This window comes from Brevundimonas sp. BAL450, from assembly GCF_015767455.1.
GTDB lineage: Bacteria > Pseudomonadota > Alphaproteobacteria > Caulobacterales > Caulobacteraceae > Brevundimonas > Brevundimonas abyssalis.
The window spans coordinates 153157-168497 of sequence record NZ_JADWOW010000052.1 but is presented as its reverse complement, the minus strand read 5'-3'; the positions used below and the strand labels follow the sequence as shown (position 1 = coordinate 168497).

The window sequence follows — 15341 nt, the reverse complement described above, 5'->3', positions numbered from 1 at the left end:
GCCCGGCGCATGGCCGTGACAATGGGTCGGACGGCGGCGGACGCCCTGTTTCCGCCGGTGGCCTGGGACGCCGCAGAGCCCGCCGGCAGTTCGGGTCTGACGGCGGACGGGTTCAGCCGGGCGACCTTTCTGGAGGCGCCGGTGTGCGACGGCTGCGGGGCGGGGTTCGAGTTCGACGGCGGGGCGTTTGCCGCGGACCGCTGCGCGGCGTGTCTGGCCAAGCCCTATGCGTTCCAGCGGGCGCGGGCGGCCTGTGTGTATGACGACGCCTCGCGGGACCTGATCCTGAAGTTCAAGCACGGCGACCGCCACGAGCACGCGCCCCTGTTCGCCCGCTGGATCAGCCGGGCGGCGGCGGACCTGATCGCAGAGGCCGATGCGGTGGCGCCGGTGCCGCTGCACCCCTTTCGCCTGATCTCGCGCCGGTTCAATCAGGCCGCCGAGATCGCCCGGCCGCTGGCCCGCATGAGCGGGCTGGCCTATCTGCCCGACGCCCTGGTGCGGGCGAGGCGCACCGACAGCCAGGGCGGCAAGAGCGCGAGGGGGCGGCGGCTGAACGTGCGCGCGGCCTTTTCGGTGACGGAGGCGGGGCGAAAAGACGTGAAGGGCCGCCGCATCCTGCTGATCGACGATGTGCTGACCACCGGGGCCACGGCGGAGGCCTGCACGAAGGCCCTGATGGCGGCCGGGGCGCGGGCGGTGGACCTGGCGGTGGTGGCCCGTGTGCGCACGGCGCGAACCCTGTCGTGATTGAGGCGCTTAACTCCGACGCGCCGACACCCTAGATATGGCGCCAGAAGGAGTTGCGAATTGGCCAAGGTCGTCATCTACACCAAACCCTATTGCCCCTATTGCGTGCGCGCCCTGGCGCTGCTCGAGCGCAAGGGCGCGGACTTCGAGGAGGTCGAGGCCGCCTTTGATCCCGAGAAGAAGGCGGAGATGATCCAGCGCGCGAACGGCGCCCGGACCTTCCCGCAGGTCTTCATCGGCGACACCCATGTGGGCGGCAGCGACGAATTGCATGCGCTGGACGCCCGCGGCGGGCTGGACGCGCTTCTGGCCGCCTGATGACCCTGCGCGTCGCCCTGATCCAGACCCGTACGCCCGCGACGCAAGAGGCGGCGCTGGCGCATGTGGCGCCGCTGATCCGTCAGGCGGCGAAGGACGGGGCCAGGCTGATCCTGACGCCCGAGGGCGTGAATCTGCTGGAGCAGCGGCGCGAGCGCCGCGAACAGGCGGTGACGGATCAGGACGCGGACGCGGCGGTGACGGGTCTGCGCGCTCTGGCCCGCGAGCTGGGCGTCTGGCTGCTGATCGGCTCGGCCATCGTCAGGTCCGGCCGCGAGGGCGACGGGCGGGCGGCGAACCGGTCGCTGCTGATCGACGACGGCGGCGAGACGGTCGCGGCCTATGACAAGCTGCACGTGTTCGACGTGACCCTGCCGGACGGCGAGAGCTGGAAGGAATCCTCGGTCATCCGGCCCGGCGACGGGGCGGTGGTCGCCGCTACGCCGTGGGGAGGGCTGGGGATGACGGTCTGCTACGACGTGCGGTTCCCGCACCTGTATCGGCAACTTGCGAAGGCGGGGGCGGTGATGATCGCGATTCCGGCCGCCTTCACCCGGCCCACCGGCGAGGCGCACTGGGAGACCCTGCTGCGGGCCCGGGCCATCGAGACCGGATGCTTCATCCTGGCCCCGGCGCAGGGCGGCGAGCACGAGGACGGCAGAAAGACCTGGGGCCGGTCCATGATCGTGGGGCCCTGGGGCGAGGTGCTGGCTCGCGCGGAGGGCGACGCGCCTTGCGTGCTGACGGCCGATCTGGACATGGAAGCGGTGGACCGCGCCCGGCGCGCGGTGCCGCAGCTGACCCACGACCGCGACTTCGATCCGCCCGCATCACGCCCATGATCCGCTACGCGCTTTCCTGCGAGAATGACCACGGCTTCGAGGCCTGGTTCGGCTCGTCTGCCGACTATGACGATCAGGCGGCGCGCGGGCTGGTGGAGTGCCCGTTCTGCGCCTCGCGCCAGGTGGCCAAGCAGATCATGGCCCCGGCGGTGGCGGGAACGAAGCGATCGGCGCCCGATCCTGAAACGGCGAAAAAGGTGCAGGCCATGATGATGGAGGCCGCCGGTCAGGTGCGCGCCCATGTGGAGGCCAATTTCGACAATGTGGGCGACGCCTTCGCCAGAGAGGCGCGCGCCATTCACGAGGGGAAATCCGAGGAGCGTGGCATCTACGGCCACGCCACCCCCGCCGAGGTCCGGGCGCTGAAAGAGGACGGGGTGCCGTGTGCGCCCCTGCCGCCCGCGCCGATCGATCCGAAAAAGGCCAACTGATGGGCGGCCTGACCTGGCGGCCCATGACAGAGGCCGATCTGGACGGGGTGGTCGCGGTGGCGGCCGGGGCCTTTCCCGATCATCCGGAGGACCGGGCCTGTTTCGCCAACCGGCTGGCGCTGCATCCGGCCGGGTGCAAGGTGCTGGCCGACGCGAGGGGCGGCGTGGCCGGCTATCTGGTGGCCTATCCCTGGCGGGCGGACGATGCGCCGGCGCTGAACACGCTTTTGCCCGGCCTGCCCGAGGCGCCCGAGGCCTATTATCTGCATGATCTGGCCCTGACCCCGACCGCGCGGGGCGGCGGACACGCGGCGGCGGGCGTGGATCTGGCGGTGCAGGCGGCCCGGGACGCGGGCCTGTCCACGGTCACCCTGACCGCCGTGAACGGCGCGGCGCCGTTCTGGGTGCGACAGGGCTTCGCGCCCCGTCACAGCCCGGCCATGGCGGCGAAACTGGCCGGCTATGGCGCGGACGCGGTCTACATGATCCGGACCGTCTGACCGATCAGGGGATCGCCGGCGGATCGGGCAGGCGGGCGCGGCAGTCGTCGGCGCGGGCCTGGACCTGCTCCAGCGACAAGGGCTCCAGCGTCTGGGCCTCGCGCGCCCGGATGGTTTCGGCCTGCTCCAGGCGGGCGAAGTCGAAACGCTCGCCCATGCTGCCGATCAGGGACATGGCCAGGTCGTCGTACTCGACCGCCCGGTCGTCATGGCCGGCGGCCGTGTCCTGAACGTGAGCGGCGAAGCTTTTCGAGGCGGCGGTTTCGAAGGCGGCCAGACACCGCACCGCCTCGCGCCAGTCGGTGATGCGCTCGGCGGGCTGGGCGGCGTTCAAGGATACGGCGGCGAAGACTGAAACAAGCACCAACATGACTCCTCCCCAGAAGTTGTTGAAACTATTATATTTCAAGCGTCAGTCGCGGGTGGCGACCATCATGTAGTTCACGTCCGCGTCCACGCCCTGCGACCACTGATCAGACAGCGGATCATACGCGATCCCGTACGGGCCTTCCACCGCCACCGGCTCATGGGACAGCATCAGGCGGATTTCGTCAGGCTTGAGGAACTGGCGCCAGTCGTGGGTGCCGGCGGGCACCCAGCGCAGGACGTACTCGGCGGCCACCTTGCCCAGGGCCAGGGACTTGAGGGTGCGGTTGAGGGTGGCCACGATCATCAGACCGCCGGGGGCCACCAGCCGCGAGCAGGTGCGGATGAAGGCTTCCGGATCGCGCACATGCTCGATCACCTCCATGGTCAGGACCACGTCGAAGGGCCCTGCGCCCTCGGCCTCCAGCTGTTCGACCGTGGCGGCCCGGTAGGTGATGGGCAGGCCCTGCGGCTCGGCGTGGGCGCGGGCGGTGCCGATGTTCTCGGCCGAGGCGTCGACGGCGGTGACGGAAAAGCCCAGCCGGCTCATGGGCTCGGCGATCAGCCCGCCGCCGCAGCCCACGTCCAGCAGGGACAGGCCCTGGAACGGCTTGCGGGCGCGGACGTCGCGGCCGAAGCGGGCGGCGGCCTGATCGCGCACGAAGGCCAGCCGGGCCGGATTGAACTTGTGCAGGGGCGCGAAAGGCCCTTTGGCGTCCCACCATTCCGCCGCCTGGGCCGAGAAGCGCGCCACGTCGGCCGGGTCGATGGAAGCGCCGCTGGCGCCCTCGGCGAGGATTTCTTGCGGCGGCGGGGCTTCTCGCGCCGGGCGGGTGTGACTAGAAGCGGCCATGGCTCAAGGGATGAACGCCCGGGCCGCGGTTTGCAACGGGGGATTCGCGCCACGATGACGCGGCTGGTGATGAAGTTCGGCGGCACCTCCATGGGGGACCTGGAGCGCATCCGCCGCGCCGCGCGCATCGTCGCCGCGGAGGTCAAGGCCGGGCGCAAGGTGGCGGTGGTGGTCTCGGCCATGGCGGGCAAGACCAATGAGCTGGTGGCCTGGACCGACGGGGCGGGCAAGCCGGGAGCGGGCGTGGCCCTGTCCGACGACGAATACGACGTGGTGGTGGCCTCGGGCGAACAGGTGACGGCGGGTCTGCTGGCCCTGACCCTGCGCAATCTGGGTCTGGACGCCCGCAGCTGGATGGGCTGGCAGATCCCCATCCTCACCGACGACGCCCACGGCCGGGCGCGCATCGAGGACATTCCCGGCGCGGTGCTGGGCGCGGCGGTGGACTCCGGACAGGTGGCGGTGGTGCCGGGCTTTCAGGGCGTGACCCGCGATGGCCGCATCACGACCCTGGGCCGGGGCGGCTCGGACACCTCGGCGGTGGCGGTGGCCGCGGCGCTGGAATGCCCGTGCGACATCTACACCGACGTGGACGGGGTCTATACGACCGACCCCCGCATCGAACAGAAGGCGCGCCGGCTGGAGCGGGTGTCCTACGAAGAGATGCTGGAGATGGCGTCGCTGGGGGCCAAGGTGCTGCAGACCCGCTCGGTGGAGCTGGCCATGGCGAAGCAGGTGCCCGTGCGGGTGCTGTCCAGCTTCATCGAACCGGACGAGAACGGAAACCTGCCCGAGAAGTCGGGCACCCTGATCTGTGAAGAGGACGAGATCGTGGAAAAGCGCATCGTGTCGGGCGTGACCATGAGCCGCGACGAGGCTCGCATCACCCTGCTGGGCCTGCCGGACCGGATCGAGACCACGGCGCGGCTGTTCACCCTGCTGGCCGAGGCCAATGTGAACGTGGACATGATCGTCCAGTCCCGGGCCCGCACGCCTGAGACCGTGAACCTGACCTTCACCACCGGCCGCCGCGACGCCTCGCGCGCCGCCGACCTGACCCGCGCCGCCCAGGGCGAGCTGGGCTTCGAGGAAGTGGCGGTGGACGAGGACGTGGCCAAGGTCTCGGTCATCGGCGTCGGCATGCGCAGCCATGCAGGCGTGGCCCAGACCATGTTCCAGGCCCTGGCCGACAAGGGCGTGAAGATCCAGGCCATCTCCACCTCCGAGATCAAGATCAGCGTGCTGATCGACGCCGCCTACGCCGAACTGGCGGTGCGGGCGCTGCACGGCGCCTATGGTCTGGAAGCTGCGTAAACCACAGCGGTCACGATTGAAGCTTGAGCGCCTCAGGGGCTATGCCGTGGGCGCGCCCGCCGTTAAGACAGCGCCATCATGATCGAGCTGAAATTTCCCGACGGCGCCGCGCGCCAGTACCCTGCAGGTGTGACGGGCCGCGAGGTGGCCGCGTCCATTTCGCCGTCGCTGGCCAAGAGAGCCGCGCTGGTCGAGCTGAACGGCGCCCAGCTGGACCTGGACCGCACCCTTGAGACCAGCGGCGACTTCCGCCTGCTGATGCGCGAGGACCCGGCGGCCCTGGCCACCATCCGCCACGACGCCGCGCACGTCATGGCCGAGGCGGTGCAGAGCCTGTTCCCCGGCACCCAGGTCACCATCGGCCCGGCCATCGAGGACGGATTCTACTACGACTTCGCCCGCGACGAGCCCTTCTCCACCGACGACTTCGCCGCCATCGAGAAGAAGATGGCCGAGATCATCGACAAGGGCGCGCGGCTGGAGCGCGAGGTCTGGGACCGCGACGAGGCGATCAAATATTTCGAGGGCATCGGCGAGGCCTACAAGGCCGAGATCATCCGCGACCTGCCCGAAGCCGAGACCATCACCGTCTATCGTCAGGGCGAGTGGCTGGACCTGTGCCGGGGCCCGCACTTCCCGTCGACGAAGTTCGTGGGCAAGGCCTTCAAGCTGACCAAGCTGGCGGGCGCCTACTGGCGCGGCGACCACCGCAACGCCCAGCTGCAGCGCATCTACGGCACCGCCTGGGCCACGAAAGAGGATCTGGACGCCCACCTGCAGCGCCTCGAGGAGGCCGAGAAGCGCGACCACCGCAAGGTCGGCCGCGCCATGGAGCTCTTCCACATGCAGGAAGAGGGCCGGGGCATGGTGTTCTGGCACCCCAAGGGCTGGGTGCTGTGGCGGGTGATCGAGGACTACATGCGTCGCCGCCTGGACGCGGCCGGCTATGTGGAGGTCAAGACGCCCCAGGTGCTGGACCGGAAGTTCTGGGAGGCCTCGGGCCACTGGGAGAAATACCGGCCCAACATGTTCGTGTGCGAGACGGTGGAGGGCGAGACCCTCAGCCTGAAGCCCATGAACTGCCCCGGCCACGTGCAGATCTTCGATCAGGGCCAGCGGTCGTACCGCGAACTGCCCCTGCGCATGGCCGAGTTCGGGGCCTGCCACCGCTATGAGCCCTCCGGCGCCCTGCACGGCCTGATGCGGGTGCGCGGCTTCACCCAGGACGACGCCCACATCTTCTGCCGCGAGGACCAGATCGTCGCCGAGACCTCGGCCTTCATCGAACTGGCGCGCAGCGTCCACGCCGATCTGGGCATGGAGACCGCCTACATCAGCCTGGGCACGCGGCCCGAGGTGCGGGCCGGGTCCGACGAGTTCTGGGACAAGGCCGAGGCCCTGATGGCCGAGTCCGCCCGCGCGGCGGGCACCGAACCGGTGGTCACCGAGGGCGACGGCGCCTTCTACGCGCCCAAGCTGGACTTCATCGTCAAGGACGCCATCGGGCGGGAATGGACCTGCGGCACCATCCAGCTGGACTATGTGCTGCCCGAGCGTCTGGACGCCTCCTACATCGCCGAGGACGGCCAGAAGCACCGGCCGGTGATGCTGCACCGGGCGATCCTGGGGTCGTTCGAGCGCTTCATCGGCATCATGATCGAGAACTACGCCGGGGCCTTCCCCCTGTGGCTGGCCCCGGTGCAGGCGGTGGTGGCGACGATCACCTCCGACGCCGACGGCTATGCCGAGGAAGTGGCCGCGAAGTTCAAGGCCGCCGGCCTGCGGGTCGAGACGGACCTGAGGAACGAGAAGGTCGGCTACAAGGTGCGCGAGCACTCTGTGGGCAAGGTTCCGGTGATCGCCGTGGTGGGCCGCAACGAAGCCGCAGAGGGCAAGGTGGCCCTGCGCCGCCTCGGCTCCCAGGCCCAGGAGATCCTGACGGTTGAGGAGGCCATCCGCGTCCTCACCGACGAGGCCACGCCGCCGGACCTGAAGCGGGCGAACTCATAAGGGGCGCAGGGCGCCCTGCCGGACAGCAGACGCCCCGAACCGTTGCAGCGGGTGGGAAGCAGAGATCGACCCGATCCTCCCTGATCAGGGTGTCAGAGACCCCCAGCAGTCGATCAAGGTGAAACGGCGTCGTGCCGCCATTGGGTATAAGCATTGCCGCCTGCGGTCTCGACCATGGCGTAGAAACCATTTCAGGGACGTAGCACCCGCTGCCGTGAACGATAACGACAACAAAGCTGCCGCCGATACATTCTTTATGGTACGATGCCACCTATGGTAGCGCTTCGTCAAGCTAGGGTTGTGGGTTGATTTCTGTTCTGATCTTTTCCTCCACCCTGCTAGTGGCGGGCGTTCAGCCCGGCGCCCCCATTCAATTGGCTGCGCAGGACGGCCCAACTGAGGTAGAGGAAGTGGTCGTCGTCGGTGAGCGCGCCCGAGAGGCGGCTGAAGCCTTCGTCAGTTCGGTGGCCGCGCCGATCCCCGGTCGCAAGGCGGCGTTATGGCGCGAGTCAGTCTGCGTCGGTGTACTCGGCATGCAGGCGGAAGCCTCCCGTTTCATGGCCGACCGCGTGTCCGACTGGGCGTACAGTGTCGGTCTCGAGATCGAAGAGCCGGGCTGTCGCCCCAGCATCATCGTCACGGCGACCGAGGACGGGAATGCGACTGCGCGCGAACTGGTCGCTTCCCATCCCCGCGAGTTTCGTCTCGGCGCTTCCGGCTCCGACCGGGGCCGCGCGGCCCTGGATGCGTTTCAGAACACTCCCCGCCTGGTACGATGGTGGCACGTCAGCCTGCCCGTGAACGATGACACCGGCCTTCCGGTGGTGCGGCTTCCAGGGCAACCCCCATTTGCCGCACAGCAAATAAGGTCGCCAGCCGATCTGGGCCCCTACGGCAGGACTGTAGCCGGTTCATCTGTGATGGACCACACGCGGGACGACCTGATGCAGGTGATCATCGTGCTGGATGTGGCGGCGCTCGAACAGGCCGATTTCATCCAGATCACCGACTATGTGGCCATGATCGCCCTGGCCCAGATAGATCCGGATGTTGACCCAGCGTACCCGTCAATTCTCGACCTGTTCAGCGAGGAGGGCACGCAGGAGCCGGTTATGACCCGTTGGGATCGCGCCTATTTGCAAGCCCTTTATGGGGCGCCCCAGACCGCCTCCACAACCGGCGCAAACCTTTCCTCCATCGCCCTCAATCTCGCGCGGGAGCTTGGCTTGAGCGAAGAGGAAGAAACACTCGGCCCTACGGATTAGGGCGCATAGAGCACACGCCCTGGATCAGGCTTTCGGGAACGGGCCGGCGCGGCTGAGGCTGGAGGGGGGCGTCTTGCCGAGGCGCTGGCCGACCCAGCGGGCCGTCTCGATCAGGGCGTCCAGATCATAGCCGGTCTCGAAGCCGCCCCGGTGCAGCATGTACACGAGGTCCTCGGTTCCGATGTTGCCGGTGGCGCCGGGCGCGAAGGGACAGCCGCCGATGCCGCCCACCGAGGCGTCCAGAATGTCCACGCCCGCCTCGACCCCCGCATAGGCGTTGGCCAGTCCCGTGTTGCGCGTATCGTGGAAGTGCAGGCGCAGCTTCGCGTCCGGCGCGGCCTTGCGCGCGGCCTCGACCTTCTTCGTCACGGCCCAGGGATCGCCGGCGCCGATGGTGTCGGCCAGGGCGATCTCGTCCACGCCCAGGGCGCCGATGCGGCCGACGAGATCGGCGATCTGATCCACCGACACCTCGCCGTCGAAGGGACAGCCCCAGACGCACGAAATGGTCACCGACAGGGACGGCGCCGCATCGCCCGGGGCGGCGTTGTGACGGCGGGCCACGATGTCGGCCAGCATGGCCGCCTGACCCTTCAGGTCCAGACCCTGGTTCTTCAGGCCGAAGCCGTCGGTGGCGGCCACCGAGACATTGACCTCGTCCACCCCGGTTGTGAGGGCGCGGTCATAGCCCTTGGCGTTCAGCACCAGGCCGATGCGGCTGCGCCCGGTCGCCGGGGGCAGGTCGGCCATGACCTCTTCGGCCCCGGCCATCTGGGGCACATATTTGGGATGCACGAAGCTGACCGCCTCGATGCGGCGCGCGCCGGCCGCCTCCAGCCGCCGCACGAACCCGGCGCGCACGGCGGGCTCCAGCACGGCGGCCTCGTTCTGGAGGCCGTCGCGGGGACCGACCTCGACGATCTGGATGAAGCGGCTCACTGGTCGGGCTCGGGTTCAGGCTCTGGCTCGGGCGAGGCCACGGGCGTGTCCGGATCTTCGGCGGGCGTCGCCGTGTCGGTCGCGGGATCAGCAGCGGTCGCATCCGGATCGAGCAGGGTCGGGTCTTCGGTCCCCGGTTCGGCGTCGGGATCCAGCAGCGCCGGTTCAGGATCAACCTCTGGCCGCGTGGGGCGGCGCGCGGGGGCGGGCCGGGGCGCGGGGCGATAGAGGATCAGCTCGACCCGGTCGCCGTTGGCGTAGTTGACGCCCTCGACCCGGTCCTCGGCGCGGGCCTCGGCGCCCAGGCGGTTGAGGGCGGCGCGGAAGTTCGCATCCTGCCGCGCCTCGACCACGGCGGGACGGCCCGCGGCGATGGCGGCGGCGGCCCCGGCCTCGTCGGTGATGCGCGCGGCCGAGCCGAACAGGAACAGCACGCTGGGCTGGCTGTAGCCGGTCACCGCCACCGGCCCGGGCAGGCGCCCCTCGACCGGGTGCAGGCCGGTCTCGATCATGGCGGCCTTGAGGCGCGGCGAGACCCACAGGGGCTCCAGATTGCGCATCAGGCCCGCAAGGCTGGCGTGGGCGAGGATGCCGAGGGCCAGCGAGATCAGGACCGCCGCCACCCCCATGCGGTGATACAGCAGGAAGCCGCCGATGGCCGCCGCCGCCAGGGTCAGGCCGATGGTGGGCGTGGCCCAGGCCTGGGACGCCTCGCCGCCGAACTCGGACAGGGCGTAGAGGGCCGCGCCCAGCACATAGACCCCGCCCAGAACCGCCAGCGCCGTGCCGGCCCAGCGCGAGACCCGGCTGAGAGGACGGGTCAGGGACGCGGCCGCCAGCCAGGTCACGGCGCCGTACAGCGGCAAGGTCTGGTGCCACATGGGGTCGGGCGCCAGTTCGAACAGCAGCCAGGCCGGAACCAGCCAGGCCACGGCGAAGCGCACCCCCGGCTCGGCCCGGCGGGTCAGGCCGGTCTCCAGGGCCGCGGGCAGCATCAGGGTCAGGGGGAACAGCAGCAGGGGCGCCAGCAGCAGATGCCGCCCGGGCAGGCCCCAGTCCGCCTCGCCGCGGATGATCCGGGCCAGGATGTTGTCGTTCAGGGCGTGGCGCCAGACCTCGCCGTCTGTGGAGACGGTGGCGGCGATGGCCCAGGGGCCGAGGATGAGCGCCAGCAGGGGCAGGCCGCTCAGCCAGCCCAGCCGTCGCATCCAGGCCCAGCGCCGATCCATCAGGCCCAGGGTGACCAGCGCCAGGCCGACCACCAGCGGGGCGGTCAGGCCGCCCACCAGTATCGCGCCGCCCAGCGCGCCCCAGACGACCAGCTTCAGGGGCCGGGGCAGGCGGGGCGGCGGCCCGCCGCTGGCCGAGGCCTCCGCCTCGCCCTCGCGGGCCAGCACATACAGGCGCGCCAAAGCCGCCATCATCAAAGTGATCAGACCGGCCAGCAGGGCGTTGGCCTGGGCTACGCCCGCCAGGGTGGACATCAGGAAGGCGCCGCCCAGCAGGGCCCCGGCCAGGAACCCGGCGCGGGCGCCGAACAGCACGGACGCCCCCCAGGCGCAGGCCCAGGCCGCCAGCATCGCTCCCAGCAGGGACGGCAGGCGGTAGGGGCGGATGTCGCGGTCCTGGACGTCGGAGGTCAGGGCGGTGGCGGCGGCCTGAAACCAGTGCAGGCCGACGGCGGTGCGGATGCGGTCCTGGTCGTCGGCGCGGGTGTCGATCCAGTCGCCCCGCTCCAGCATGCGGGCGCTGACCTGGGCCGTGCGCGCCTCGGTGCGGTCCAGCACGGGGGTCATGATCAGGCCCGGCAGACCCGCGATCAGAGCGATCAGGGCCGCCAGCGCCGGGCCGCGCCAGCCGAGGATCAGGCGGTCAAGGTCGGGTCGCTGCATCGTCGTTCCTGTATCACGCCCGCGCCCGCCGTCTCCAGAAATCCTTTCCTCGCGTCACAAGCGAAGCCGTGGCGAAACGGATCGAACGGCGGTATTAACCCTTATGAACGGGCGCCGCCGCGCCTGACCTGAAACGATCCGAGGGGGACGACCATGCTGATCGCCTTGCCGCTGCTGGCCATTCCGGTGCTGCTTTACACCCTGATCGTGATCTTCGGCATGGATGGAGGATTCACCGCCGCCGGCGCCGACGCCGCGCTCAGGGACTCGCTGTTCACCATTCCCATGACCTCGGGCGCCACCTGGACCGTCGGGCCTGGGGATCTGCTGATCCTGTTCTCGCTGATCCTGCTGTTCTTCGAGCTGCTGAAATCCACGTCCAGCCAGAAGATCGCGATCATCAATCACGCCCTGTCGATGATCCTGTTCGTGGTCTGCCTGATCGCGTTCCTGCTGCTGCGCGGATTCGCGACCTCGACCTTCTTCCTGATCACGGTGATGGTGCTGCTGGACGTGCTGGCCGGGTTCATCGTGACCATCATCAGCGCGCGCAAGGACTTCGACATCGGCACGGCTGCGGGCTGATCCCGGCTCAGCCGAAGGCCAGGAAAACCAGGGCCACGGCGAGAACGTCAAAGGCGCGGGCGGCGAGGGCGGTCATGGTCGGCAGTCCCTGAAGGCGGAGGTCTCCGTTCAGGACTGCAAGGACCGGGCCAGACCGGGCGTTGGATCAGATGTCGGTGCGGGTGGTCTTTCCGGGTTTCGGGCGCCGGTCGCCGGACCCAGAATATTCGGTCCCGAGATAGCTGCCGCGCGCGGCGTCCAGCACCGGCGGACCCCCCTTGAGGCCTTTGCGGGCCCCGGTCTGGCCGATCATCTGGGCGGCGAAGACCGAAGGCTGGACCGGGTTCGGCGGCTTTGGCGCGGGCGCGGGCTCGTCGGCGGGCGCGGGTTGGTCATCTGAGGGCACAAGGGCGCGCGCGGGGCGCGGCTCGCCGTCGCGCCGTTCGTCCCCCTGACGGCGGTCGCCGGTGCGGCGCTGGGGGCCGCGCGGCTCAACCGGGCCGACAGGGCGCACCGGACCGGTCATTTCCTGCCGGGCTCCCCGGTCTGGGCCCCGGCCAGACGGTCCAGCTGGGCGCGCATCTCCTCCATCTGGCGTCGCATCTCGTTCAGGGCGGCGTCGCCGGCGGCGGGCGCGGCTTCGGCGGGCTTCTCAGGCTCGACCTTGGGCGCATAGGCCATGGGGGTGAACATCTTCATGGCCCGCTCGAACATGGCGATGTTCTGTTTCACCTGCTCGTCGAACATGCCCACACCCGGCGTCGCCCCGAAGGCGCGCGAGAACTGGGAGCGGAACTGCTCCTGCTGGCGCACGAAATTATCGAGAGACAGCTCCAGATAGCTGGGCAGGACCGACTGCATCTGGCCGCCGTAGAAGCCGATCAGCTGGCGCAGGAACTGGACCGGCAGCAGGGCCTCGCCCCGGCTTTCCTCCTCGAAGATGATCTGGGTCAGGACCTGACGGGTCAGGTCGTCGCTGGTCTTGGCGTCATAGACCACGAAGTCGACGCCCTCGCGGACCATGGCCGCCAGATCCTCGAGCGTCACATAGGCGCTGGTGGCGGTGTTGTAGAGACGCCGGTTGGCGTATTTCTTGATGACGACGGTGTCGCCCCCAGACCTGTCGCCCTTGCCGGTCTGGGCCTTGCTGGATTTCTTGCCGACTTCCGGTTGGGTGTCCGCCACGCTGTCACCGTCTGTTGTTTTTCGAACGGGGCATTATCCCGCAGCGCGGCGCCGGACGCCAGTGCATTGCGAAATGGCTCAGACGGGCGCCAGAACGACACCCACGAGGATCGCGGCCCAGTGGGTTCCGGCCCCGGCCACCACGAAGCCGTGCCAGATGGCGCGGCGGAACTTGACGCGCTGGTTGATGAAGATGAAGACCCCGGCGGTGTAGATCAGCCCGCCCGCCACCAGCAGGGTCAGGGCCACGGGGTGGACGGTCTCGATCATCGGCTTGAGCGCGAACACCGCCAGCCAGCCGAACAGCACATAGACCCCGCTCCAGAAGGCGTCGGAGATGCGCGGCGCAAGCATCTTGGCGAACACCCCGGCCAGGGCGAAACCCCACACCAGGAGCGTGAAGCCGATGGACCAGGCGCCCTCGAACCGCAGGACGGTGAAGGGGGTGTAGCTGCCGGCGATCATCAGGAAGATGGCCGCCTCATCCATGCGCCGCAGCACCGGGCGCGCGGCGCAGGGGTGGGTCAGGTTGTAGACGGTCGAGCAGGTCAGCATGGCGATCAGGCACAGGGCGTAGATCGCCGTGGCCATAGCCGTGCCGACTCCGCCGTAAACCGCCGACAGCACCGCCAGGATGACTCCGCCGACGGCCGCCAGGGCCAGGCCGACGATGTGCACCCACTTGTCCGCCAGCCGCTCGGCGCGCGTGCGGTAATGCTCCGCCATGTCCTGCTCGTCGGGCGTGCGGATGTGCGTGGCGAAGCGGCGGAACAACATGAGCATGACCTTTTCAAGCGGCGAAACGCGCCTATTGTTCCCGCCCAGCATGGCCCTGACATGGTGACGATCCGCTGAATCGACGGCTTTCGGGTGACGAAACGCTCCCGTTGAGGCAGAACCGCCACACTGAAATTCCTCCCGGAGTGAAATCCCATGTCCGACATCGTCATCGTCTCGGCCGCCCGCACCCCCGTCGGCTCCTTCCTCGGCGCACTGTCCTCCCTGCCGGCCCATGAACTGGGCGCCGTGGCCATCAAGGCGGCGCTGGAGCGCGCGGGCGTGAAGCCCGAAGAGGTGGACGAGGTGATCATGGGCCAGGTGCTGCAGGCCGGCGCCGGTCAGGGCCCGGCCCGTCAGGCCGCTGTGGCGGCGGGCGTGCCGGTGGAGTCGCCGGCGTGGAGCCTGAACCAGCTGTGCGGCTCGGGCCTGCGCGCGGTGGCCCTGGGCCTGCAGCAGATCACGGCGGGCGACGCGAAGATCGTGGTGGCCGGCGGGCAGGAGAGCATGAGCCAGGCGCCCCACGCGGCCAATCTGCGCAACGGCCAGAAGATGGGGGACCTGTCGTTCACCGACACCATGATCAAGGACGGTCTGTGGGACGCCTTCAACGGCTATCACATGGGCCAGACCGCCGAGAACATCGCCGACAAGTGGTCCATCGCCCGCGCCGACCAGGACGCCTTCGCCGTGGCCAGCCAGAACAAGGCCGAGGCCGCCCAGAAGGCCGGCAAATTCGACGACGAGATCGCGCCGGTGACGATCTCGACCCGCAAGGGGGACGTGGTGGTCGACAAGGACGAGTACATCCGCCACGGCGCCACCATCGAGGCCATGGAGAAGCTTCGCCCCGCCTTCGCCAAGGACGGGTCGGTGACCGCCGCCAACGCCTCGGGCCTGAACGACGGCGCCGCCGCGGTGGTGCTGATGACGGCGGACGAGGCGGCCAAGCGCGGGCTGAAGCCGCTGGCGCGCATCGCATCGTGGGCCACGGCGGGCGTGGATCCGGCCATCATGGGCACGGGCCCGATCCCGGCGTCGAGGAAGGCGCTGGCCAACGCGGGCTGGTCCGTGGGCGATCTGGACCTGATCGAATCCAACGAAGCCTTCGCCGCCCAGTCCCTGTGCGTGGTGAAGGAGTTGGGCCTGGACACCGCCAGGGTGAACGTGAACGGCGGCGCCATCGCCATCGGCCATCCCATCGGCGCCTCGGGCGCGCGGGTGCTGACCACCCTGCTGCACGAGATGAAGCGGTCCGGCGCGAAGAAGGGCCTGGCCACCCTGTGCATCGGCGGCGGCATGGGCGTGGCCATGTGCGTGGAGGCGGTCTAGCGC

The 15341-nt window shown here is 69.5% G+C and carries 17 protein-coding genes; 10 read left to right on the top strand and 7 right to left on the bottom strand.

Going from position 1 to position 15341, the window contains the following annotated elements:
• The first annotated feature begins 9 nt into the window (after nt 1-9).
• Genes IWC96_RS09840 through IWC96_RS09820 form a run of 5 tightly spaced genes read left to right on the top strand, consistent with a single transcriptional unit; the run spans nt 10 to nt 2841 of the window.
• Complete coding sequence (locus tag IWC96_RS09840; RefSeq protein WP_370541128.1) at nt 10-750, top strand: ComF family protein; 741 nt, start codon at nt 10-12, stop codon at nt 748-750.
• A 60-nt stretch (nt 751-810) separates the two neighbouring features.
• On the top strand, nt 811-1068 hold the full coding sequence (gene grxC, locus IWC96_RS09835) for a glutaredoxin 3 (RefSeq protein ID WP_021698568.1): 258 nt from the start codon (nt 811-813) through the stop codon (nt 1066-1068).
• A complete protein-coding gene (locus IWC96_RS09830; RefSeq protein WP_021698567.1) occupies nt 1068-1910 on the top strand; it encodes a carbon-nitrogen hydrolase family protein in 843 nt (280 codons plus the stop codon). Before grxC ends, IWC96_RS09830 begins: the two co-directional genes overlap by 1 nt.
• Nucleotides 1907-2341: a DUF1178 family protein gene (locus tag IWC96_RS09825; RefSeq protein WP_021698566.1), complete on the top strand. Its 435-nt coding sequence runs from the start codon at nt 1907-1909 to the stop codon at nt 2339-2341. Before IWC96_RS09830 ends, IWC96_RS09825 begins: the two co-directional genes overlap by 4 nt.
• On the top strand, nt 2341-2841 hold the full coding sequence (locus IWC96_RS09820) for a GNAT family N-acetyltransferase (RefSeq protein ID WP_021698565.1): 501 nt from the start codon (nt 2341-2343) through the stop codon (nt 2839-2841). The genes IWC96_RS09825 and IWC96_RS09820 overlap by 1 nt, the downstream gene beginning before the upstream one ends.
• A 4-nt stretch (nt 2842-2845) precedes the next feature.
• On the opposite strand, the gene IWC96_RS09815 is transcribed toward IWC96_RS09820, so the two are convergent.
• Together IWC96_RS09815 and ubiG are read right to left on the bottom strand one after the other, a co-directional pair.
• Nucleotides 2846-3205: a hypothetical protein gene (locus IWC96_RS09815; RefSeq protein ID WP_021698564.1), complete on the bottom strand. Its 360-nt coding sequence runs from the start codon at nt 3203-3205 to the stop codon at nt 2846-2848.
• Nucleotides 3206-3253: 48 nt separating this feature from the next.
• Nucleotides 3254-4060, bottom strand: coding sequence for a bifunctional 2-polyprenyl-6-hydroxyphenol methylase/3-demethylubiquinol 3-O-methyltransferase UbiG (gene ubiG / locus IWC96_RS09810; RefSeq protein WP_021698563.1), 807 nt, complete (start codon nt 4058-4060; stop codon nt 3254-3256).
• 54 nt (nt 4061-4114) lie between these two features.
• On the opposite strand from ubiG, the gene IWC96_RS09805 reads away from it, so the two are divergent.
• The 3 genes from IWC96_RS09805 to IWC96_RS09795 all read left to right on the top strand — a co-directional run bounded on the left by IWC96_RS09805 (nt 4115) and on the right by IWC96_RS09795 (nt 8649).
• Nucleotides 4115-5374 (top strand): aspartate kinase, encoded by a 1260-nt coding sequence (locus tag IWC96_RS09805; protein WP_021698562.1) that lies wholly within the window; start codon nt 4115-4117, stop codon nt 5372-5374.
• Between the two features lie 78 nt (nt 5375-5452).
• On the top strand, nt 5453-7384 hold the full coding sequence (thrS, locus tag IWC96_RS09800; protein WP_021698561.1) for a threonine--tRNA ligase: 1932 nt from the start codon (nt 5453-5455) through the stop codon (nt 7382-7384).
• Nucleotides 7385-7689: 305 nt separating this feature from the next.
• Nucleotides 7690-8649: a hypothetical protein gene (locus IWC96_RS09795; RefSeq protein ID WP_045319394.1), complete on the top strand. Its 960-nt coding sequence runs from the start codon at nt 7690-7692 to the stop codon at nt 8647-8649.
• 24 nt (nt 8650-8673) lie between these two features.
• Here IWC96_RS09795 and IWC96_RS09790 read toward each other — a convergent pair whose 3' ends face one another.
• Both IWC96_RS09790 and IWC96_RS09785 read right to left on the bottom strand, forming a co-directional pair.
• Nucleotides 8674-9588, bottom strand: coding sequence for a hydroxymethylglutaryl-CoA lyase (locus tag IWC96_RS09790; protein WP_196838814.1), 915 nt, complete (start codon nt 9586-9588; stop codon nt 8674-8676).
• On the bottom strand, nt 9585-11480 hold the full coding sequence (locus IWC96_RS09785; protein WP_196838813.1) for a glycosyltransferase family 39 protein: 1896 nt from the start codon (nt 11478-11480) through the stop codon (nt 9585-9587). The genes IWC96_RS09790 and IWC96_RS09785 overlap by 4 nt, the downstream gene beginning before the upstream one ends.
• 153 nt (nt 11481-11633) lie before the next feature.
• Here IWC96_RS09785 and IWC96_RS09780 point away from each other — a divergent pair, with 153 nt between their 5' ends.
• Nucleotides 11634-12065: a hypothetical protein gene (locus IWC96_RS09780; RefSeq protein ID WP_021698028.1), complete on the top strand. Its 432-nt coding sequence runs from the start codon at nt 11634-11636 to the stop codon at nt 12063-12065.
• 145 nt (nt 12066-12210) lie between these two features.
• Here IWC96_RS09780 and IWC96_RS09775 read toward each other — a convergent pair whose 3' ends face one another.
• From IWC96_RS09775 to IWC96_RS09765, 3 genes are all read right to left on the bottom strand, one after another.
• The gene (locus tag IWC96_RS09775) at nt 12211-12570 is read right to left on the bottom strand and encodes a hypothetical protein (RefSeq protein ID WP_021698029.1); all 360 of its coding nucleotides are present in this window, start codon (nt 12568-12570) and stop codon (nt 12211-12213) included.
• Complete coding sequence (gene phaR / locus IWC96_RS09770; protein WP_021698030.1) at nt 12567-13229, bottom strand: polyhydroxyalkanoate synthesis repressor PhaR; 663 nt, start codon at nt 13227-13229, stop codon at nt 12567-12569. Before phaR ends, IWC96_RS09775 begins: the two co-directional genes overlap by 4 nt.
• A 78-nt stretch (nt 13230-13307) precedes the next feature.
• Nucleotides 13308-14006: a hemolysin III family protein gene (locus tag IWC96_RS09765; protein WP_021698031.1), complete on the bottom strand. Its 699-nt coding sequence runs from the start codon at nt 14004-14006 to the stop codon at nt 13308-13310.
• Between the two features lie 156 nt (nt 14007-14162).
• On the opposite strand from IWC96_RS09765, the gene IWC96_RS09760 reads away from it, so the two are divergent.
• The gene (locus IWC96_RS09760) at nt 14163-15338 is read left to right on the top strand and encodes an acetyl-CoA C-acetyltransferase (protein ID WP_021698032.1); all 1176 of its coding nucleotides are present in this window, start codon (nt 14163-14165) and stop codon (nt 15336-15338) included.
• Nucleotides 15339-15341: the final 3 nt, after the last annotated feature.